At 56.2% G+C, this 21,158-nt stretch carries 18 protein-coding genes; 12 read left to right on the forward strand and 6 right to left on the reverse strand.

The window, feature by feature from the left end; translation table 11 throughout:
• Positions 1-14: 14 nt before the first annotated feature.
• Positions 15-1,715: a methyl-accepting chemotaxis protein gene (locus BMW84_RS16215; RefSeq protein WP_091070214.1), complete on the reverse strand. Its 1,701-nt coding sequence runs from the start codon at positions 1,713-1,715 to the stop codon at positions 15-17.
• Positions 1,716-1,962: 247 nt separating this feature from the next.
• Between BMW84_RS16215 and BMW84_RS16220 the strand changes: the two genes are divergently transcribed.
• The gene (locus tag BMW84_RS16220; RefSeq protein ID WP_091070216.1) at positions 1,963-2,409 is read left to right on the forward strand and encodes a MarR family winged helix-turn-helix transcriptional regulator; all 447 of its coding nucleotides are present in this window, start codon (positions 1,963-1,965) and stop codon (positions 2,407-2,409) included.
• A gap of 66 nt (positions 2,410-2,475) precedes the next feature.
• Here the strand turns inward: BMW84_RS16220 and BMW84_RS16225 are convergent, their stop codons facing one another.
• A complete protein-coding gene (locus BMW84_RS16225) occupies positions 2,476-4,353 on the reverse strand; it encodes an LTA synthase family protein (protein ID WP_091070218.1) in 1,878 nt (625 codons plus the stop codon).
• 206 nt (positions 4,354-4,559) lie between these two features.
• On the opposite strand from BMW84_RS16225, the gene BMW84_RS16230 reads away from it, so the two are divergent.
• Positions 4,560-6,872 (forward strand): helicase C-terminal domain-containing protein, encoded by a 2,313-nt coding sequence (locus BMW84_RS16230; RefSeq protein WP_091070220.1) that lies wholly within the window; start codon positions 4,560-4,562, stop codon positions 6,870-6,872.
• A gap of 51 nt (positions 6,873-6,923) precedes the next feature.
• Positions 6,924-7,892 carry a Gfo/Idh/MocA family protein gene (locus BMW84_RS16235; protein ID WP_091070221.1) on the forward strand — a complete coding sequence of 323 codons (969 nt, stop codon included), beginning with the start codon at positions 6,924-6,926 and terminating at the stop codon, positions 7,890-7,892.
• Positions 7,893-7,973: 81 nt separating this feature from the next.
• Here BMW84_RS16235 and BMW84_RS16240 read toward each other — a convergent pair whose 3' ends face one another.
• Both BMW84_RS16240 and BMW84_RS16245 read right to left on the reverse strand, forming a co-directional pair.
• Positions 7,974-8,657, reverse strand: a complete 684-nt coding sequence (locus tag BMW84_RS16240; protein ID WP_175498838.1) for a CidB/LrgB family autolysis modulator — start codon at positions 8,655-8,657, stop codon at positions 7,974-7,976.
• A complete protein-coding gene (locus tag BMW84_RS16245; RefSeq protein WP_091070223.1) occupies positions 8,654-9,025 on the reverse strand; it encodes a CidA/LrgA family protein in 372 nt (123 codons plus the stop codon). Before BMW84_RS16245 ends, BMW84_RS16240 begins: the two co-directional genes overlap by 4 nt.
• Positions 9,026-9,142: 117 nt before the next feature.
• Here BMW84_RS16245 and BMW84_RS16250 point away from each other — a divergent pair, with 117 nt between their 5' ends.
• From BMW84_RS16250 to BMW84_RS16275, 6 genes are all read left to right on the forward strand, one after another.
• The gene (locus BMW84_RS16250; RefSeq protein ID WP_091070224.1) at positions 9,143-10,039 is read left to right on the forward strand and encodes a cidABC operon transcriptional activator CidR; all 897 of its coding nucleotides are present in this window, start codon (positions 9,143-9,145) and stop codon (positions 10,037-10,039) included.
• A 65-nt stretch (positions 10,040-10,104) separates the two neighbouring features.
• Positions 10,105-10,308, forward strand: coding sequence for an aspartyl-phosphate phosphatase Spo0E family protein (locus BMW84_RS16255; RefSeq protein WP_091070226.1), 204 nt, complete (start codon positions 10,105-10,107; stop codon positions 10,306-10,308).
• A gap of 110 nt (positions 10,309-10,418) precedes the next feature.
• Positions 10,419-11,819 carry a helix-turn-helix domain-containing protein gene (locus tag BMW84_RS16260; RefSeq protein ID WP_091070227.1) on the forward strand — a complete coding sequence of 467 codons (1,401 nt, stop codon included), beginning with the start codon at positions 10,419-10,421 and terminating at the stop codon, positions 11,817-11,819.
• Between the two features lie 217 nt (positions 11,820-12,036).
• Positions 12,037-12,507: a MarR family winged helix-turn-helix transcriptional regulator gene (locus BMW84_RS16265; RefSeq protein ID WP_254773017.1), complete on the forward strand. Its 471-nt coding sequence runs from the start codon at positions 12,037-12,039 to the stop codon at positions 12,505-12,507.
• A complete protein-coding gene (locus BMW84_RS16270) occupies positions 12,500-14,251 on the forward strand; it encodes an ABC transporter ATP-binding protein (RefSeq protein ID WP_091070230.1) in 1,752 nt (583 codons plus the stop codon). Before BMW84_RS16265 ends, BMW84_RS16270 begins: the two co-directional genes overlap by 8 nt.
• Complete coding sequence (locus BMW84_RS16275) at positions 14,248-16,140, forward strand: ABC transporter ATP-binding protein (protein WP_091070231.1); 1,893 nt, start codon at positions 14,248-14,250, stop codon at positions 16,138-16,140. Before BMW84_RS16270 ends, BMW84_RS16275 begins: the two co-directional genes overlap by 4 nt.
• Positions 16,141-16,349: 209 nt before the next feature.
• Here BMW84_RS16275 and BMW84_RS16280 read toward each other — a convergent pair whose 3' ends face one another.
• Positions 16,350-17,039, reverse strand: a complete 690-nt coding sequence (locus tag BMW84_RS16280; protein ID WP_254773018.1) for an ABC transporter ATP-binding protein — start codon at positions 17,037-17,039, stop codon at positions 16,350-16,352.
• A 245-nt stretch (positions 17,040-17,284) separates the two neighbouring features.
• Entirely contained in the window at positions 17,285-18,838 is a 1,554-nt protein-coding gene (locus tag BMW84_RS16285) for an FAD-dependent oxidoreductase (RefSeq protein WP_091070235.1), read from the reverse strand.
• Between the two features lie 143 nt (positions 18,839-18,981).
• On the opposite strand from BMW84_RS16285, the gene BMW84_RS16290 reads away from it, so the two are divergent.
• The 3 genes from BMW84_RS16290 to BMW84_RS16300 all read left to right on the forward strand — a co-directional run bounded on the left by BMW84_RS16290 (position 18,982) and on the right by BMW84_RS16300 (position 21,115).
• Positions 18,982-19,377: a Fur family transcriptional regulator gene (locus BMW84_RS16290; protein ID WP_091070237.1), complete on the forward strand. Its 396-nt coding sequence runs from the start codon at positions 18,982-18,984 to the stop codon at positions 19,375-19,377.
• Positions 19,378-19,538: 161 nt separating this feature from the next.
• Complete coding sequence (locus BMW84_RS16295; RefSeq protein ID WP_091070238.1) at positions 19,539-20,366, forward strand: uroporphyrinogen-III synthase; 828 nt, start codon at positions 19,539-19,541, stop codon at positions 20,364-20,366.
• A 104-nt stretch (positions 20,367-20,470) separates the two neighbouring features.
• On the forward strand, positions 20,471-21,115 hold the full coding sequence (locus BMW84_RS16300) for a ThuA domain-containing protein (protein ID WP_091070239.1): 645 nt from the start codon (positions 20,471-20,473) through the stop codon (positions 21,113-21,115).
• The last annotated feature ends 43 nt before the right edge of the window (positions 21,116-21,158 follow it).

Here is a 21,158-nt window from a genome sequence, read left to right on the forward strand (position 1 = left end):
CAAGCCTGTCCGGCTTAGGAATTGATTTTAAAGTTCTCGACGAGCACTTGAAGCTTCTCGGCCAGCGATGACAGGAATGCTGCCGAGGCTTCGACTTCCTCCATGGCGGCAAGCTGCTCCTGCGACGAAGCAGAGAGGCTTTCCGCACCTTCGGCCGTTTGGTTGGAGACGGCGACGACGCTCTGGATGGAAGCGACCAATCCTTCGGCAATCGCGGCCAGTTCCCGTACGGTCGCCGAAATTTGCTGGTTCTGCACGGCCATTTCGGATACCGAGGTTTCGATTTCCGTGAAGGAGCGGCCGGCGGCTAAGATCATTTCCGAGCCTTGCTGCATTTCCTCTTTGGAGCGGTCCATCGTAAGGCTGACCTGGTTCATTTGACCGACGATCATCGTGATCAGCTCGCCGATTTGCGCTGCGGACGTGGCCGAGCGTTCGGCCAGCTTGCGCACCGAATTGGCAACTACGGCAAAGCCGCGGCCTTCTTCGCCCGCGCGGGCCGCTTCAATCGCAGCATTCAGCGAGAGCAGGTTGGTCTCCTCCGCAATGCCGGCTATCGTTCCGACGATGTTCTCGATTTCCCGGGTGTGCCCGTCCAAATTGGAGATAATCGTGGACAAATCGGTAATGCTTTCGTTGACCCGCTGCATTTGCGAAGTCGTCGACTCCATCGAATCGCGGCCGTCATGGGCTTTCTGTGCATTGATCGCCGCGTGGTTCGTCGCATTGTCCGCGCTGCCGGCTATCTCGGCAATGAACCGCGACATATCCTGTACGGCTTTATAACTGCCTTCGAGGTTCTGAAGCTGGGCATTGGCGCCTTCGGCCAATTCGATTGTTACGTTTACGCTGTGCTCTCCGGCCCGGTTCGTTTCCTGCGCGCTGGCAGACAGTTCCTGCGAGGAGGAAGCCACGAGCATGGAGGTATCGTTCACCTGGGTGATCAGATTGCGCAGATTCAGTGTCATGTCGTTGAAGTCGCGGGCAAGTACCCCGATTTCATCCTTGCTTTTGAAGAGCAGCGGCTCTTGGGACAAATCGCCTTTGGCGACGGTGTTTACCGAATGAGACAGCTTGGTCAGCGGGCTGACCATCCGGCGAATCAACAGATAAGCGGCGATAATGGCGACAACGAGAATGGACGCGCCGATAATGAACGGTTGAACAATGATATCCATGGTGCGTTCTTTTACGAGCGGGCCGTCGAAGTTGATGGCCATCAGCGCAACGATCGGCTTGGTGGGATCATGGTCCTGATAGATGGGGCCGTAACCGGTTTTGAGCGAGGTTCCCTGATAGGTATAAACCTTGGAGTATGCGGAATGCTTCATGGTAGTAATCATGGCTTTGTCTTTTTCATTGAAATAGAAAGAATCTCCGGCTTTGTAGCCTCTTTTCTTGAGGTTGTCGTCAGCGGCGAGGATCTTTCCATCCAGCGAGAGCAGGAAAACTTCTTTAAAGATCGGTTTGTGTTGAACCGTCCAGTTGATTCGCTTTTCTATAGCAGCCAGCTTGCTGGTATCGCCTGCGGCGAGTGCAGCGACATCCGCTGGATCGAGAAGGCCTGTGGTAATATTGGCGCAACCAACCAATTCAATACCTGCTGCTTCGTCGACTTGGTTATAGGCGGCGCGGTATCCGAAGAACCCGATGGATGAACCGACGAGCAGGAGCACGATCAGCATCATCCAAGTTAATTTTGTTGCCAATTTCATTATTAGCACCACCAGTCCTTACCCTATGTGTATTCAGTGATATTTAATATCACTGCTACGATTATAAGCGGAAGCCCGTGTTTTGAGAATATGGCAGATTGTAATTTTTTTGTGTCGAATGTTGCAGAATTTCAAAGAAATAGCACAATAATTGTGACTCTAGTCATGTTCCGGTACAAAAATATTGAACCGCCCCTCCGGTAATGTTACGCTTAATTTAGGACAAACGGACTGGGAGCTGAAAAAGATGCCTCAACAAATCGATCCGCTCATCGAAACGCTAGGACTCTCCATGTGGAGAGTACAGCGCAGAATTATGTCCCAGAATTCGCTGTATAAAGAAATCGGGCTGACCGTTCCGCAATACAGCCTGCTTCAGCTGGTCGCGATGGAGAAGACGCCCCGCGTCATCCAGCTTGCGGACAAGCTGGAAGTGAAATCGAGCGCGGTTACGGTCATGCTGGACCGTTTGGAGCTGCTGAAGCTCGTATCACGGACCACGGATGAGAAGGACCGCAGGGCAGTCATTGTTACCCTTACGCCGAAAGGCCAGGAAGTACTAGATGAAGCCAAACACCGTTCACTGCTGCTGCTTGCGGAGACGGTTTCCATTTTGCAGCCGGAAGAACTGGAACGCTTCGCCGCCTATTATCACATGGTGGAGAAACAGGAACGCCCCGAATCCCCCGAGTAACATAAACAGCCGCACCCCGATAACGGGTGCGGCTGTTTTTATGGAATCCGGAAGACGGCCGGCGTATTAGTTACCGGCGGTCTCTGTTTTTGTTTTGTCCGGAAGCTGTATCAAATAGCTGTCCGAAAGCTGGCGCAGGCGCAGTGCGCGGTTGTACTCGTCTTCCGTGCCTGCCGGAGTTTTGCCGCCGGAAGCGAGCAAATGCTGCGTATTATCCGCAAAGCTGTTGCCCGGGATCAGCAAGCCGCTGGTCGCGATGAACGATCCGGTAGGCAGATAATAACGCTGCGGCAGAAGATTATAAGGTTCGGCAAGCAGGTCCTGGCCGAAGTGAATCTGGTTGCCGAGCGGGACGCCCAGCAGACCGGCAGCCGTCGGCAGAATATCGACCTCGCCGCCGACGGTGTCTACCGATTGGCCCTGCTCTACCCCGGTGGCGCGAATGAGCAGTGGAATGTTGAGCATATCGGCATACTCGTAATCGTGGCCGTAGATTTCTTCCATCAGCGCTTTGTCGTCATGGTCGAGCGAATAAATCGGCAGCCCCATATGATCGCCGTACAGCATAATGACAGTGTTATCCCAGAGGCCGGCTGCCTTCAGCTCCTCGACGAACTGTCCAAAGGCGTAGTCCGCGTAGTTCTGCGCGCGGATATAGTCGCCGACGAACGTGCCTTCATAACGCTCCGGAAGCTTGATTTTATACTTATCCTTCGGAATGTTGAACGGATGATGCGCCGACATCGAAATGACCTGCGCGTAGAACGGCTGGCCGGAAGCGGACATTTCCTTCAGCTTCTCCGTCGTTTTGCGGTAGAGCACCTCATCGGAAGCGCCGAAGAAGAAGGAATCCTCATCCCCGAAATAGTCATGATCGTAATAGTTTTCCCAGCCGAGCGCGCTGTACAGTTCTCCGCGGTTCCAGAAATTCACGTTGTTGACGTGGAAGGTCGCGGTCTGGTAGCCGTTCTGCTGAAGCAGCCGCGGCAGGCTCGGAAGCTGCTTGTTCACATATTCGGAGGAGGTCGCCGCGCCTTGCGGAGGGCTATAGAACGAAGAGTTAACCACGAACTCCGCATCCGAGGTGTTGCCCTGTCCGACCATTTGATAGAAATTGGTAATGTGCAGGCTGTCTTCCATGAACTTGTTCAGATTCGGCGTGATTTCCGTGCCGTCAATCTTCAGGCCAAGCAGGAAATTTTGCAGCGATTCCATTTGCAGGATAATCAGGTTTTTGCCTTTAGCCGCACCCTGGTATGGCGAGACGTCGGCAACGCTGATGCCTTTCAGCTTGTCGATGGCGTCCTGCGTAATTTCGCTGGCATCGACGAGCGGCGGTTTATCTTGAGCAAAGATGGTATAAGCCTCATAATTAAGGATACCCATTTCCTGTGCTTTCTTGATTTCGTTCATGCTGGCTTTGTTGGGCAGAATATTGAACAGGCATAACGCCAGCGATACGGCGAACAGCACACTGTAAGAAATTTTCCCGTTGCGGAAGTTGATGTTCGCTTTCTTGTAGCTGCGCCCCTTCTTATTAAAGAAGAAATAGATGCCGAGCACGATAATGTCCGAGAAAATCAACAGGTAGTACGGATCCATCAGCGAAAAAACGCTGGATTTGACCTCCGTCACCTGGCCGGCCTGCTGGGCGGCATGATAGGTCACGATAACCCCGAAATACTTGAAATACATAATGGCTGCAAAATAGATGCCGGTCACGATCAGGTTCACCAGCATGTAATAGCCGAGCTTGCGTTTGGAGGCCAGACGTTCGATCAGGCAGAACAGCGCCCAGACGAACGGCAGCTCGGTGACGATAGATTTCCACGGCAGCGGATCTCCGAATACTACACCCCAGGCCAGCCAGGTCTTGAGGATAAATAGAATCGAGAAGAATACAAATGGTTTGACAAGCCACCGTTTGACGCTCAGGGATGACACAGCTTCGCCTTCTTTCTAAATATGAACACAATGTAAAAACGCCTTATTAATAGATTTATTATGCAGGGCAGGCCTGGGATTGTCAAAAAGCAGGAAACCCGTATACCGTTACTGTAACGCGTATTACCGGAGATGACGCAGGCAAGCGTGCATTCTCGTGAGAATAAGCCTGATTGAAGCGGGCGGACGATATTGGAGGTCTACAGATGGAGTATGCGGAAATCTGCCTTTCAGTGCGTACACTTGTGGAATATGCCTATGCTTCCGGCAGCATTGAGCCGGGCTTTCGCAGCGCGGCGGCCTTATCCGAAGGAACACGCATCCACCAGCATATCCAGCGGCAATATAAGGAAAGCGACCGCAAGGAAGTCTACCTGAAGACGGAACTTACCTGCGGCGGACTGCGGTTTGTCATCGACGGGCGCTGCGACGGTCTCCTGGACGACGAAGCGGGCGGCTATATCGTTGAAGAGATCAAGTCGACGGGAGCGCCGCTGGACGAGCTTGGCGAAGGGCGCGAGGTGCACTGGGCGCAGGCCCGGATGTATGCCTATATGATTCTGCAAAATGAACCGCTGCCGCACATCGCTATCCGCCTGACCTATGTGCGCCAGGGCGGCAGCGAGTCGCGCCAGCTGGTGCGGTCAGAGACCCGCGAGTCGCTGGAGGCATTCGCCGCCGAAACGGTGGCTCGTTATGCCCCGTTCGCCGAACTGAAGACGCGCCACCAGGAACGGCGCGACGACAGCATCCGGAGCTTGGCCTTCCCTTTCCCGGCGTACCGGCCCGGACAGCGGCGCCTGGCCGCGGCGGTATATAAGACTGCCCGGGAAGGCGTGAATTTATTTGCCGAAGCGCCGACCGGCATCGGCAAAACGATGTCCACGCTTTTCCCCGCCGTCAAGGCACTCGGGGAGGGCGTCATCGGCAGTCTGTATTATCTGACTGCCAAGACCGTCAACCGGCTGGCCGCCCAGGATGCGGTGGCACTGCTCCAGAACGGCGGCCTCCGGCTGCATACCGTGACGCTGACCGCCAAGGAGAAGGCCTGCTTCTGCGCGCAGGGGCTCTGCGGCAAGGAGCCCTGTCCCTTTGCCGACGGCTATTATGACCGGATCAATGGCGCGGTGCTGGATATTCTCGGCCAGGAAACGCTGATGACCGGTCCGGTCATCGCCGAATATGCCCGAAAACACCAGGTTTGCCCGTTTGAATATTCGCTCGACCTGGCCTATGCCAGCGATCTCGTCATCTGCGACTATAATTATATCTACGACCCGCGGATCAGCTTCAAGCGAAATGCCGAGGAGCGCAAGAAGCGGACCGCCCTGCTGGTCGACGAAGCGCATAACCTGGTCGACCGCGGGCGGGAGATGTACTCCGCGGTTTTGACGAAAGCGCCGTTTCTGGCGCTCCAGCGGCGCTATAAGAGCAGCCGGAAGAGCCTCAGCGCTGCCGCCAAAGCGGTCAACGCCTTCTTCATCGCCCTGCGCAAGAGCTGCGGGGAGGGTGGAACCGGCCGCTGGGACGAATACCCGGAGGAGCTGCCGCCGCTGCTGGAGGATTTCGCCGCCGAGGCGGAGAACGAGCTGGCAGCCCCGGCCCTTACCGTGCCGCTTTCGGGCGACGAAGAGGCCGGCCTCCTGCTGGATACCTACTTCGCGGCACAGAACATGCTGCGGACCTTCAAGCTCTACGACGACTGCTATATCACTTACGCCGAAACGGGACGGGGCGACGTGACGCTCAAGCTGTTTAACCTGGACCCGTCCCGCCTGCTGCGGCAGATGTCCAAAAGCTACCGCAGCCAGATCTTTTTCTCGGCGACCCTGTCGCCCTTGTCCTACTACCGCGACATGCTTGGCGCCGGAGAGGGAGACTACAGCCTGAGCGTGCCTTCGCCGTTCCACAAAGAACAGTGGCAGGTGACCGTGCTGCCGGTGTCCACCCGCTACCATGAGCGGGAGACGTCCCTGGTTCCCCTCGGCGATGCGCTGATGGGCATGGTGTCTGCGCGCAAGGGCAACTATCTGGCCTTCTTTCCTTCCTATATTTATATGCAGCAGGTCTATGAACAATTTACCGGCAAATATCCGGAGGTAAGGACGCAGGTACAGCGGACCGGCATGGACGAAGCCGAACGGGAGGGATTTCTTGGGGCCTTCCAGCCGGACAACCCGGAGACGCTGCTCGGCTTTGCCGTGCTTGGCGGTATTTTCTCCGAAGGGGTCGACCTGCCGGGCGACCGGCTGAACGGGGTCATGGTCGTGGGCGTCGGCCTGCCGCAGGTCGGGCTGGAGCGCAATCTGCTGCGTGCCTATTTCCAGGCGCAGGGCAAAAACGGCTTCGACTACGCCTACGTCATTCCCGGCATGTGCCGGGTGCTGCAAGCCGGCGGCCGGCTGATCCGCAGCGAAAGCGACAACGGGGTGATCGTGCTGGCGGACGACCGCTTCCTGCTGCCGCCGTATGTCCATCTGCTGCCGGAGGAATGGAAGGACTACCTTGTGCTGGATTAGGAGGGTATAATTTAACTGGACTAGCACTTCATTAAACGCAGGAGGTATGACATGACACTCAACATCGGAATCGTCGGGACAGGCTGGTTCTCCAAGGTGCATGCGGATTTGCTGGCCGGCATGGAAGACGTGAAGCTGGTTGCGGCATGCGGCAGCAGCCAAGAGAAGGGCGAGGAGCTGGCCGGCAAATACGGCGCCGCCGGCTATGGGGATATCCACGACATGCTGGAGAACCACGAGCTGGACGCCGTCTATATTTGCGTGCCTCCGCAGGCGCACGGCACGATCGAGCGGGCGCTGATCCGGCGGGATATCCCGTTTTTCATTGAAAAGCCGCTGGCGTCGAGCACCGAAATTCCGGCGAGCCTGCTGCAGGAGATCAAAGAACGGAACCTGCTGACCTCCGTCGGCTACCATTTCCGTTATCAGGAGAATATCCAGCGGCTTAAAGCGGAGCTGGAGGAGGATAAGGTCGGCATGATCGTCGGCCAATGGATGGGCGGCATGCCGGGCGTGGCCTGGTGGCGCAACCAGGAGATGTCGGGCGGACAGTTTACCGAGCAAACGACCCATATTGTTGACTTGCTGCGCTATCTGGCCGGTGAAGTGACCGAGGTCTATGGCGCTTTTGCCAACCGGATTATGCACGAAAAACATGAAAACGTAACCGTCGCCGATGTCGGCACCGTGTCGCTCAAGCTGGCCAGCGGCATCGTCGCCAGTATCTCGAATACCTGCGTGCTGCCGGACGGGGTCGGCAAGGTGGGGCTGAGCTTCTACAACGAAAAAGGCCTGCTCGACTGGAACCCGGAGCGCCTTCTGACCGTGCGCAGCGGGAACAGCGAGGAGACGCCGAACTCCGGCAATCCGTATGCGGCGGAGAGCGAAGCTTTCCTGCATGCGGTACGGACCGGCGACCGTACGCGCATCCTTAGCGACTACGAGGACGGGTACAAGACGCTGAAAGTCACCTGTGCCGCCTTTGAATCGGCACAGAGCGGAACGCCTGTTAAGCTGTAATCAGCAGGCTGATTACAAAAAAGGCCCTTCGGCCAGCGATGCTGACCGAAGGGCAGTTGGCCCAAGCCGGGGCGGCCCAGTTTAGTGGAGGAAAACCGCGAATAACGTCGGCGTCAGCCCGATAGAGAAGAGCGCCGACAGGATCATCGCGATACTCGAGATGGTGCCGGTCAACGATCCAAGCTCGAACGCTTTGGAGGTTCCCGTACCGTGCGCCGCGGTTCCCAGCGATACGCCGCGCGCTACTTCATTGTCAATGCGGAAAAGCCGCAACACCGAAGGCCCCATCAGGGAGCCAAGCACCCCGGTCATGATGACAAATACCGCCGTGATGCTGGGGATGCCGCCAATGCTTTGCGAGATGCTCATCGCAATCGGCGTGGTTACCGACCGCGGAACGAGGCTGGTGGCCAGATCGCCGCTTAAGTGCAGCATCCGGGCAAGCAGCATGGAAGACAATACTGCCATTACCGTACCTGACAGCACGCCTGCCGCAATTTCGGCGGCGTGTTTTTTGAGCACCTTGAAGTTTTTATGAAGAGGGATCGCAAAGGCGACGGTGGCCGGTTGAAGCAGATCCGTCAGCCATTGACCTCCCGCATTGTAAGATTTGTAGGAATGGCCGGTCAGCAGCAGAAAGCCGATGATCGCAAGCGGTGTAACGATGAGCGGGGAGAACAGCATGTTGCCGGTCGACCGGTAAAGACGTTTAGCCAGCAAATAGAGAACAAGGGTTAGGATAAGATACATTAGGCCTGTAATCATGAGCTCCGACGCTCCTTTACTTTATAGATGAGCCCGGTCAATACGCCCGAGCTGGCCATGACGGCGAAGGTTCCGATCAGGACGACGGCCAGCACTTGAATGCCATCCGCTTCCAGCACCTTGAAATAGTTCATGACGCCGATGGCGGAGGGGATAAAGAACAGCAGCAGCTCGGCAAGCAGCCAGGAGGCGCCGGCTTCCACCCAGGACAAGCGGACAATGCCCGATTCCAGAAGCAGGAAGAGCAGAAACATGCCGATGATGCTTCCGGGTATCGGGAGATGCAGTCCTTTGGTAACCAGATTAACCAACATCGAAAAAACGGTAAGGCCCGCTACCTGCACAGTACCCAAGGCTAATTTCTTCATGGCTTCTTCCTCCTTTCATGTTAATGAAAGTTTACATCAATTGTTTTCATAGGTAAAATGAATAATAAGAATAGATGACATTCCTTTCGTCTATATATGAACGGAGTTGAACCGAGGATGGATATCCGTCAGCTGCAGTATTTTGTCCGGGCGGCCGAGCTCAACAGCTTCTCCCGCGCCGCGGAGTCCTTGTTTATTACCCAGCCCACCATCAGCAAGATGATCCGCAACCTGGAGGAGGAGCTTGGCGCAAGCCTGTTTTACCGGGAAGGCAAAAGCATTCGCTTAACCGATGCCGGGGAAATCCTGCTCTCCAAGGCACAGAATATCGTAGAATCGGTAGGGAGCTTATCCTCCGAGCTCGACAGCCTGCGCAACCTGCGGCGCGGCCATATCCGCATCGGCTTGCCGCCGATGGTCGGGGCCAGCTTTTTTCCGGCAGTGATCGGCGAATTTCATCGGAAATATCCCGAGGTGACGATCCGGCTGCATGAGGACGGCGCCCGGAAGGTGGAGAATGATGTCGAGACCGGTCTGCTTGATATCGGGGCGATTGTCTTGCCGGTGGATACGGCTAAATTCCACTGTTATACCTTTGTGGAAGAAAAGCTCGAATTGCTCGTTCCGCTGAGTCATCCGCTCGCTCACGCAAAGGTTGTCACCCTTAAGGAACTGGAAAATGAAGAATTTGTGCTGTTCCGGGAGGATTTCGCCTTGCATGATCTGATTATCGGGGAATGCGTCAAAGCCGGCTTTCAGCCGAAGGTCGTCTATGAAAGCTCGCAATGGGATTTGATCAGCCGGATGGTGGCTGCAGGCATGGGGATCGCCCTGTTGCCGGAGACGATCTGCCGCAGCATGGACCGGACGCATCTGGCCATTATCCCGCTGGTGGAGCCGGTGATTCCGTGGCAGCTCGGGATGATCTGGCGCCGGGGACGGTATCTTTCGTTTGCCGCCCGCGAATGGATCGATTTTGCCAAGCGGGTATTGGGTGAACGGCACCGGCAGTAGACGTTTGTTTTCTATTTTTCTAAAGATATGTTTTTTGGCATCATCCCTTATGATAGGAGAGGAGTTTGGGAGAAAGAGGTGTGCTGTTGGACCGGAATGAAGAGGAACTGTCCGCCCGGATTGAACGCTTGAGAAGAGAGCTCCTGGAGGCTGCGAGGCACCGCAGCTTATCGGATAATCGGGTGATTGAGCTCAGCCAGCGCTTGGACACGGTTGTGCTGCTGGCCCAGAAAAAGAAGCTGGAGCGAACAGACGGAGGCCATTTATAAGGAAGTACCATTATATAGCATCTATTACCATAATTTACGACCCCTTCGGACGGGGTTTTTTTGTTAGAATAGCAGAAAGAAACGGCGGGGAATGCCCCTGGGAGGTACAGATGGACGGAAATCAGGTTACCTTGCGTACGGTCATTGAGCGGCATCTGGTAGGCACCGGACATACACTTGCCTCTTTTGCGAAGCAATCCGGCCAGAATCGGGGCAGCCTAAGTGCCATTCTGCACGGCAATCCGCCCAAGCCGATTTCACTGGCCCAGCTGGATGCGATCACTGCGGCACTCGGCTTGGGAGACGGAGAATTGTATCCGCTTTATCCGGATGAATGCTTCAGCGAGCGCAGGATTTCCCGTCGCCGGATCGAACCGTTTCTGATCCGCTGCGCCGAGATCGGCCAGTCGGCCTGTGTGGAGTCGTGCATCGAGCGGATGATGGAGTACCCCCGGGCGCTTGATATTTTGTTTGCCGTCGGCGAAAAGCTGTTTTTTCAAGAGAAGACCCGGGAAGCGGGCATTTTCTACGCCAGGATCGCGCTCAATGACGCCGATTTCCATTCGGAGCGGCTGGCGGTGAGCCAATACCGGCTGTTTCGCATGCGCCGCTCGGCCAATGATATGGAGGAGAAGCTGTGCGCGGTCATCGCCTTTGAGCCGTTCCGCCGCCGCTTGCCGGAGGAATTGCAGCTGGACGGTCTGCTGGAGCTGATCGAGACCTGTTCGGCGCTGCAGCGGTGGGGCGATGCCGAGCGATATGCGGGCGAACTGGAAGCGCTCGCGCTGGGAATCGCCCGTGAGCTAAGCATGCGGCGAAAAGCCGATTCCGATGCCGGGCGTCCCAAGTCCGAGCATCCGCTGATCCATTACGCCATACAGGCGCATATGCGGAAAGGAACCGCTCTGGTCAGGCAGGGTAAATATGCCGAAGCCCGGGGGTTTGCCGCAGGTTATCCCGAGATCGGCTCCTTCGGAGAGCTGAATGAGCGGGAACGGTTACTGGTCGAAGAATGCCTTGCTTATTCGAAGGGTTACCAATATGCGCTGGAATTGCTGTTGGGCGATACGTCCTTATTATCTGAGGTATTGGAATACATGGAGCGTCATCCGCGCCGGGTAATACCGGGGTTGGTCTTTGTGCTGACAGCGGCCAACGGCAATGGATTTTCGGTAGATCACGTTCTGCAGCGCTTCGCCGGACGGATTGCCGAATATGTACAGACCCGGGATACCGCCTTGCATGGGCTGGCTTTCCGGCTGCTGGATGAGCTGGCGACGTATCTCATGAACCAGGAAAAGTACGCCGATGGCCTCGACTGCCTGCTCCGCGGTCTCGGATTAGCACGCTCTATGAACAGCGCCAAGGACATGGTGTACGGGCTGGCCCGGTTCGAGACGTTCCGCGAGTATGCCGACGGCCGGCAGCTGGCTGAATATCGCCGGTTACTGTACGCCGACGGAGTGCAGACGCCGTTATTTTCGCATCAACCCTATACAAAAAGGCAATAATAAATCCTCCCGTAGACGGGGGGATTTTTTGCTGTTCGCCGGGATCGCTACCTGCCGCTTTATGTTCGAGGATCCGCCACATTTGAGAACGCATTCAATATTTGACAACAGATTGTCCGCATCCATATAATTAGGTTGCCTAAATAATATACTACTTAATAATTAGTAAACCTAAGTAAAGGGGAGAAGGATCGATGGGATAAACGAAGAACACCCGGTGGCGCACCGCCTGTACAGCGCGTTTCGCCAGCTGCGCCGGGGCCATTGGCAGCGCCCGTTCGAAGGTCATAAGCCGAGTGAGCTGACGTTATTGATTTGCCTTGCCCGTAAGTCGCATGAGCACGAAACCGGACTCAAGGTCTCTGAAATCAGCAAGTTCCTGGGACTGACCCCGCCGACCGTTACCCAGCTTATCAACAGCCTGGAAGCCAAGCAGCTGGTGCAGCGGCAGGCGGACCCGACAGACCGGCGCGTCGTAAGGATCGCTCTGACGAAGAAGGGGTTCGAGATTACCCATAAGACGAGAAAACATATGGATGGAACGCTCAACCGACTGGTGGAATACCTCGGGGAGGAAGACAGCAACCGGCTTGCCGATCTATTGCTGAAGGTCAAAACCTTTATCGACGAGAACCCGCCGCCCAATCTGGACAGGCTAGAAATGAACGGAGATGATAAGCTTGATTAAGCTGATGAAACAGTTAAAGCCTTTTCGCTGGGCCATTGCACTTGTACTGGTGCTGGTCTTTCTGCAGTCGATGGGCGATCTTTATTTGCCGACCCTGATGTCCGACATCGTGGATAAAGGGATTGTGCATATGGACAAACCGTATATCTGGAAAATCGGCGGCTATATGCTGCTTGTGGCGGGCGTCGGGGCGCTATGCTCGGTTGTCGCCAGTTATTTTTCGGCGCGGATCGCCGCCGGTTTCGGAAAAAACACCCGTGCGCGGGTCTTTCATCATGTTGAGAATTTTACGCTGAATGAGTTCGACAAGCTGGGTACGGCTTCGCTGATTACCCGGACAACCAACGATATTACGCAAGTACAGGTCGTCCTGACCATGATGCTGCGCATGATGATCGGCGCGCCGATGATGATGATCGGGGGCATCATTATGGCGGTGTCCGAGGATGCCAAGCTTTCGCTGATCTTCGTCATCGTCATTCCGGTTCTGGTGGGAGCGATTCTCCTGATCGGCATGAAAGGACTGCCGCTCTTCAAAGCGATTCAGGTCAAGCTCGATAAGCTGAACCGCGTGCTGCGCGAGCATCTGACGGGCATTCGCGTCATCCGCTCCTTTAACCGGATCGAGCATGAGAACCGCCGCTTTACCGAAGCTAACCGCGACCTGACTGAAACGTCGATCAAGGTCAACAAGATTATGGCCGGACTGATGCCGATGATGATGATCGTCATGAACTTTTCCATGATCGCGATTTTGTACTACGGCGGTATCCGTATCGGCGACAACGACCTCAAGGTCGGATCGCTGATGGCTTTTATCCAATATGCGATGCAGATTATGTTCTCCCTGATTATGGTTTCCATGATGTTCGTGCTTATCCCGCGGGCCTCCGCCTCCGCGCTGCGGATCAATGAGGTGCTGGATTTGCAGCCGGAGATTAAAGATCCCGAAGCCAAGGCTGCGGCCGGCGCTAAGACTGGGGCGGATGGCGAAGCCCTGCGCGGGTATATCGAGTTCGACAATGTCGTGTTCTCGTATCCCGGCGCGGAGCAGCCGGCGCTTGCCGGCATCAGCTTCAGCGCCCGTCCCGGCGAGGTGACCGCCATTATCGGCGGTACCGGATCGGGCAAATCGACGCTGCTGAGCCTGATTCCGCGGTTCTATGACGTCGACTCCGGCGCGGTGCGCGTGGACGGCGTCGACGTGCGCGAGATGACCCAGGAAGAGCTGCGCGTCAAGATCGGATACATCCCGCAGAAGGCGGTGCTCTTCACCGGAACGATCAGCGACAATATCCGTTACGGCAAAGAAGACGCTAGCGAAGAAGAAATTATCCACGCCGCCAAGGTAGCGCAGGCCTATGATTTCGTTACGGCGATGAAGGACGGCTTCGAGTCGGAGATCGCCCAAGGCGGCGGCAACGTGTCCGGCGGGCAGAAGCAGCGGCTCTCGATTGCCCGCGCGCTGGTACGGAAGCCGGAAGTATACCTGTTCGACGACAGCTTCTCGGCGCTCGACTTCAAGACGGATGCCAAGCTGCGTGCAGCCCTGAAAACGGAAACGACGGAAGCCACCGTCCTGATTGTCGCGCAGCGCGTCAGCACCGTTATGGATGCCGACCGGATTATCGTGCTGGATGATGGCCGCATTTCCGGTATGGGCACACACCGCGAATTGATGGAGCACAGCGAAGTGTACCGCGAGATCGTATCTTCGCAGCTGTCAGAGGAGGAAATAGCATGAGTGAATCGAATCAAAAAATGGCGCGCCCCGCTCCCCGCAGACACGGCGGCTTTGGCGGCGGTCCTCCGGGCATGCGGATGCCGGCCGAGAAAGCCAAGGATTTCAAGGGCACGCTCCGCCGACTGATCCGTTACCTGCGGCCACGCCAGGTTCAATTGCTGATCGTCCTCATCATGGCTATCGCCAGTACGGTGTTCAGCATTTTCAGTCCGAAGGTTATGGGGAAGGCAACGACCAAGCTGTTTGAGGGTGCCTATGCTAAAATGACGGGCGTACCGGGAGCGAAGATCGACTTCGGCTATATCAACGAAATACTTCTGCTGCTTGCCGGATTATACGTGCTTAGCGCGCTGTTTAGCTATATTCAGCAATATGTAATGGCCGGCGTGGCGCAGAAAGTCGTCTTCGATATGCGCGAGCAGATCAACGCTAAGCTGGAAAAGCTGCCGCTTAAATATTTCGACTCCCGCACCCACGGGGAAATTTTGAGCCGCGCGACAAATGACGTCGACAATATCAGTACGACCTTGCAGCAAAGCTTGACCCAATTGATTACCGCCGTCATTACGATCATCGGCGTCATCATCATGATGCTGACCATCAGCCCTTGGCTGACGTTAATCACCATTGTGACGCTGCCGCTCAGCTTCGTCGTCATTATGGCCATTTCCAAACGGTCGCAGTCGCAGTTTATCACCCAGCAGAAGTCGCTGGGCCAGCTGAACGGACATGTCGAAGAAATGTATACCGGGCACCGCATCGTCAAAGCGTTCGGACGCGAAAAACAGTCGCTCGACGAGTTTAATAAAATCAACGAAGAGCTGTATAACAGCGGCTGGCGCGCCCAGTTCATGTCGGGGATGATTATGCCGCTGATGTCGTTTATCGGCAACCTCGGCTACGTGCTGGTGTGCGTGGTCGGCGGGATTTTTGTAACCCGCAAAGCGATTGAAGTCGGGGACATTCAGGCCTTTATCCAATATTCGCGCCAATTCACCATGCCGATTACGCAAACGGCGAATATCGCGAACATTATCCAATCGACCATCGCTTCGGCGGAACGCGTGTTTGAACTGCTGGACGAAGAGGAAGAAGTTCCGGAAGTCGCCAAATCGTCGGCCAGATCTGTCGCCGGCGAAGAAGGCGCAGTGGAATTCCGCCATGTGAAGTTCGGCTACAAGGAAGACGCTATTCTGATCGAGGATATGAACATCGAGGTAAGTCCGGGTCAAACCGTCGCCATCGTCGGCCCGACCGGCGCAGGCAAAACAACGCTGATCAATCTGCTGATGCGGTTCTATGAGCTGAACGGCGGGGAGATCGTCATCGATGGTATCAACATCACCGATATGAAGCGCAGCGAGCTGCGCAGCAAATTCGGCATGGTGCTTCAGGATACGTGGCTCTTTAACGGCACGATCCGCGAGAACATCGCTTACGGCAAGGAGGGCGCAACGGAAGCCGATGTCGTGCGTGCCGCCAAGGCCGCGCATGCCGACCACTTTATCCGTACGCTGCCGCAAGGCTACGATACGGTGCTGAATGAAGAGGCGTCGAACATCTCGCAAGGGCAAAAGCAGCTGCTGACCATCGCCCGGGCGATTCTGGCCGATCCGTCCATCCTCATTCTGGATGAAGCGACCAGCAGCGTCGATACCCGGACCGAAGTGCAGATCCAGAAGGCCATGAATACGCTGATGACCGGACGGACCAGCTTCGTGATCGCCCACCGTCTGTCGACGATCCGCGATGCCGATCTGATTTTGGTTATGAACAAAGGCAGCGTAATTGAAAAAGGCACGCATACCGAGCTTCTGGAGCAAGGCGGATTCTATGCCGATCTGTACAACAGCCAGTTCTCCGGTGAAGAGCTGCCGGACGTCGGTTAACTTACAGTATATACAGTACCATACAAACAGGGGTGTCCCGGATGGCCAAACGGCCATTTGCGGGGCACCCCTGTTTGCCGATCTGCGGCTAATTCCGTTTTCGTCCCGAAACGGCCCCTGGAACGGGTTTTGGAACGGCACCCTGCTACAGTTTTTCCGCCGCTGTGGCCGAGCCGAGAACGAGAGAAGCAGCGGTTGCGGCAATCCGTTTAACGTGCTGCGACAATGTGACCATCCTCCAATTCGTAGACTTGATCGACCATATCCATGATAGCCGGATCATGGGTGGTCAGGACGACGGACATTCCCTGCTGCACGAGATCGCGAAAAATTTTGATGATCGTCAGTCCGGTCCGGGAATCCAGCTCCGCCGTCGGTTCGTCGGCCAGAATCAGCTTGGGCTTGTGGGCGATGGCCCGCGCGATGGCGGTACGCTGCTGTTCACCGCCAGACATTTCAAAGGGGCGATGATGCAAACATGTGCCGAGACCAACCTGCTCTAGAGCAAACAGAGCCGCGTCCCGGCGCAGTTTGGCGGGATAATCGGCGATACGCAGCATAAACTCCACGTTCTCCAACGCAGTCATGAGCGGAACAAGCGCGAAGGACTGAAAGATCAGGCCGATCTCCTGCCGGCGGATCTCGTCGCGCTTCCATTCGGGCAGATTCGTGATTTCCCGGCCGTCAAAGCGGATGCTGCCTTCCGTCGGCTGATCCAGCGCGCCGAGCAGATTGATCAACGTGGTTTTACCGGAGCCGGACCGGCCCCTGAAGGCGATAAACTTACCGGCGGGCAACGCCAGCGTTGCGCCCTTCAGCACCGTTACTGCACCGTTACCTTTACCGAAGGTTCGAGTGACCCCGATGACCTGGATAATGTCGGCAGTAGCTGTAGTCAAGTTGCTACCTCCTTTATGATGGTTTGCCGCCTGAGAGGAGGGGAGCCCGGGTGAGTCCTTGCAAGCCAAGCACACGCGGCATCTATCTTCAAAGTACATGCAAAATCTAGAGAGGAGAATGCGCGATCCATTGGTTTTCATGCCTATTTCTTATAGAGAGGGCTGAAGGAAATTAAGCAGGGGATGAAGCCAAAGAAGCGCCCGGACAGTTCCTGTCCGGGCGCTAGTGTGATGCAGAAAGGGCCTTATTCGCCCGTGCCGAGCTTTTCCAGCGGCTGTGTCGCCGGTCCTTCCAGCACATCACCGTCGATTGAAAAACGGGAGCCGTGGCATGGGCAATCCCAGGAGCGCTCCGCCGCGTTCCATTCGCATTCGCAGCCGAGATGCGTGCAGGTCCGGTCCACCAGATGAAGCGAACCGGCGTCGTCGCGGTAGGCGCCGACCTTCCGGCCGTCAAGGAAGACGACCGCGCCTTCGTCCGGCGCAAGCTCATGCGTTTTTTTGAATACAATCTCCAGCTTGCCTGTAACCAGCTCTTTGGCGACATTGGCGTTTTGGGCCACGAAATTTCGGATGCCGGGATGGGCTTTGAAGCGTGTGGGATCATACAGCTCGGCGTAACGGCTGCGTTTGCCGACGATTTCATCGCGGATCATCAACGCAGCCAGCGTGCCGTTGGTCATGCCCCATTTGCGGAAGCCTGTGGTGATATACACTTTTTTATCATCCGATATTTTGCCGATATAAGGGACATTGTCCAGCGTAATGAGATCCTGCGTCGACCAGCGGTAAGGGATCTGCTTAATGCCCAGCAGTTCTCCGCCGAACCGCTCCAGATTCTCGTAATGGCCGTACGTGCACTCGCCCTGGCCGGTCTTGTGATTCTCGCCCCCGACAATGACGAGCCGTTTGCCTTCCCATTCCACCGCACGCAGCGACCGGACCGTATTGCCTGCGCTCAGGTACATGCCGCCGACAAACTCCGTTTCCGCTTCAATGGCCAGGGCATAGGAACGCTCGGCATGCAGGCGCGTGAAATAAAGGGCACCGCCGTCGTAGAACGGAAAGTGCGACGCCGAAACGGCGTGATGACAGTGGATAAGGTAGTCGTCCTGCTCGGTATGCAGTGTAAGACCGCTGTCCTGGTCGACCTTCTCCCCGATCATCGTATGCTCGAACACCTTGCCGCCTTGGGCCAGAAAAGCCTCCAGCAGCGCTTTCAAATATTGCAGCGGATGGAACCGGGCCTGATCCGGCAGGCGGATCGCGCCTTCCACCTGAAGCGGAATCGGCAGGCTGTCCACCCATTCCCCCGGAATTCCCAACTGCCGGTAAGCCGTGAATTCATCCTGCAGCTGCTTCAGCGTTGCTTTATCCCCGGCGTCGGCATACAGGTAGGCGTCCTCCCGCGTCAGTCCGCAGTCGATATCGAGCGCCTTGGCCGTATTCAGCATGAAATCCATCGCCTCGCGCTGGGAACGATAGTAGAGCCGGGCTTGCTCCTCCCCGAAATGCGCCACCAGCTCGTTGTAGATCAAGCCGTGCTGGGCCGTGATTTTGGCGGTCGTGAAGCCGGTGGTCCCGGCAAACAGTTCGCCCGCTTCCAGCAGCGTAACTTGGTAACCTTCCTTGGCCAGCAGATAAGCGGCAGTAATGCCGGTGATGCCTCCGCCGACGACGGCAACTTCAGTGCGGTGATCCTCCATCAGCTTTGGGAAATGGGGGATGTCCACGGTATCCCGCCAGAGCGATGAAGGGAACTGGGGTAAATCTTCTTTGTACCTGCGTGTTTCCTGCATATCAGCGTCCCTCCGTTACGTTAAAGGTTCATTTCATTTATTACCACATCGGAGATAATAAAAACGGGGACCGGAGAATCCATTGACCCTGCTTGCAGAAAGATTTATACTTGATCTAAAAATAAAGTTGAAGGATGAGTAGCATGAGGAATTTGAACCTGACTTCCCAGCGCCAAGCCGTTTATGATATTGTCCGCAACTCGCATGACCATCCCACGGCGGCGGAAGTGATGAACCGTCTGGTGGAGCAGGGCCACAATCTGGCCTACGGAACGGTTTACAATTCGCTGCGTTATCTTGCCGATAAACAGTTGATCCGCGAGTTGAAGCTGGGCGAAGCGGCAAGCCGCTATGATGCCCGGATGGACGACCATCAGCATATCCTATGCGAAGTGTGCGGGGCGGTCGACGAGGTCACCAGCCAGGTGCCGAAGGCATGGATCGACGAGGTGGCGGCGGATACCGGATATTCCATTACCCATGCGCATGTCGTGTTCGGCGGCGTATGCCCGAATTGCCGGAACAAAGCGGTGAACTAGCTTTGTGCCAACGATATACCGTTTGCCTGCCAAGACCGCTGGTTCAGCGGTCTTTTTTCATGAAAAAAAGAATATATAGTTTTCCTAGGATGCTTTTCTTTTTTCATTCCCAGCAAGTATACTGGTAAACAACAATAATGCAGACAAGGGGAGAGATGTGCATGGCGGAGCAACTGAAAGGGATGACGATCGCCCTCGCCGGCCCGCGCAAAGCGGAGGAGATGGCGGCCATCGTCAGCAATATGGGAGGAACCGCATTGCACCGGCCTGCGCAGGGAACGGTATTTCTGGACGAAGAGGCGCTGCGGGCAGGGCTGACGGAGTGGACCAAGAATCCTCCCGCCTGGGCGGTATTGACCACGGGAATGGGGCTGGACGCGCTGGTGCGGGCGGCTGAAGAGCTTGGTCTTAAAGAGCGGTTTCTGGACGTGCTCTCCTCTTCGAAGCTGGCCGCACGCGGCTATAAAACGGTCAATGCACTCAAAAAACTCGGTTTCGTTCCCCAGGTGCGGGACGATGACGGAAGCACGACCGGCCTGCTTCGCGGCCTTCAAGCATTTGACCTGCGCGGTCAGACGGCAGTGGTCCAGCTGCATGGCGAACCTGCGCCGCGCCTGCTTGCCGGGTTAGCGGAGGCGGGTGCAGCCGTCCGCGAAATCCAGCCTTACCGGCATACACCTCCCGCTCCCGGAGCGCTTGCCGGTCTGCTCGGCGACATTCTTGAAGGACGGGTGGACGCCGTTGCCTTTACAAGCGCACCGCAGTTCCGCTTCCTGGCGGAATACGCCCGAGCGGAAGGACGGCTTACGGAACTGGTGGAGACGCTGGAACAGCGGGTTCTGGCCGTATCCGTGGGTAAAATCACTTCGGAGGCGCTCAGGGAAGAAGGCATCTCCCGCATCGTTATGCCGGAGCATGAACGGATGGGCAGCATGTTCGTGGAGCTGGGCAAATATGTGGCTGCGCAGCGGGGATCCCGGGAGGCCTAAGACCGGGAGCGTTGGACAAGCCGGACGGGTTTCCTTAGAATAAGAGCAACGTATGTAAACAGGGGCAATCATGAAACCACTACAAGAACAAGGAGGAGAGATTGATGGACAAGAGAAAATGCCTGCTTCTCGGCGAATACACCCACCCGAGATTCCATCCGCTGCAAGGCGTGGATCAGCAGCTGGGCGAGATTCTGCATGAGCTGCTGACCGTGCAGTGTTCGGAGAATAAAAAACTGCTGCTCGGCGAGCACCTCGCCGGGTATGACCTGTGCATCGCGTACAATGAATTATGGAATGAGACCGTGTCGCCGCAGCAGACGGCTGGGCTGCTCAGCTATGTAAGCGGCGGGGGCGGCCTGATCGTGCTGCACACCGGTATCTCGCTGGCTAGCCGCTATGAGCTGGCTCAACTGATCGGTGCCCGTTTTACCGGCCATCCGCCGTATGCGCCGCTCAAATTCACCGTATCGGAGCATGATATTACGGAAGGCGTGCAGGATTTCGAGCTGGATGAAGAGCCGTACCGGTACGAGTTCGATCCGTTTACCGAAAAGACGGTTCTGCTTGAGTATGAAGCGGACGGCGAGAAGTGGCCTGCGGCCTGGTGCCACAGCTATGGTCTGGGCCGGGTGGTCTTTCTGATGCCGGGCCATCATGAGCCGACCTTCCGCCATCCCGAGATGCGCAAGCTGATTCTGCGGGCGGCAACCTGGGCGGCGCGCATTCCGGCCGAGCCGGTTTTGTGAAATAGCCGGCCAAGAGGTATACTTTATCCATACTTGAACCTGT

The organism is Paenibacillus sp. NFR01, from assembly GCF_900111565.1.
Classification (GTDB): Bacteria; Bacillota; Bacilli; order Paenibacillales; family Paenibacillaceae; genus Paenibacillus_AQ.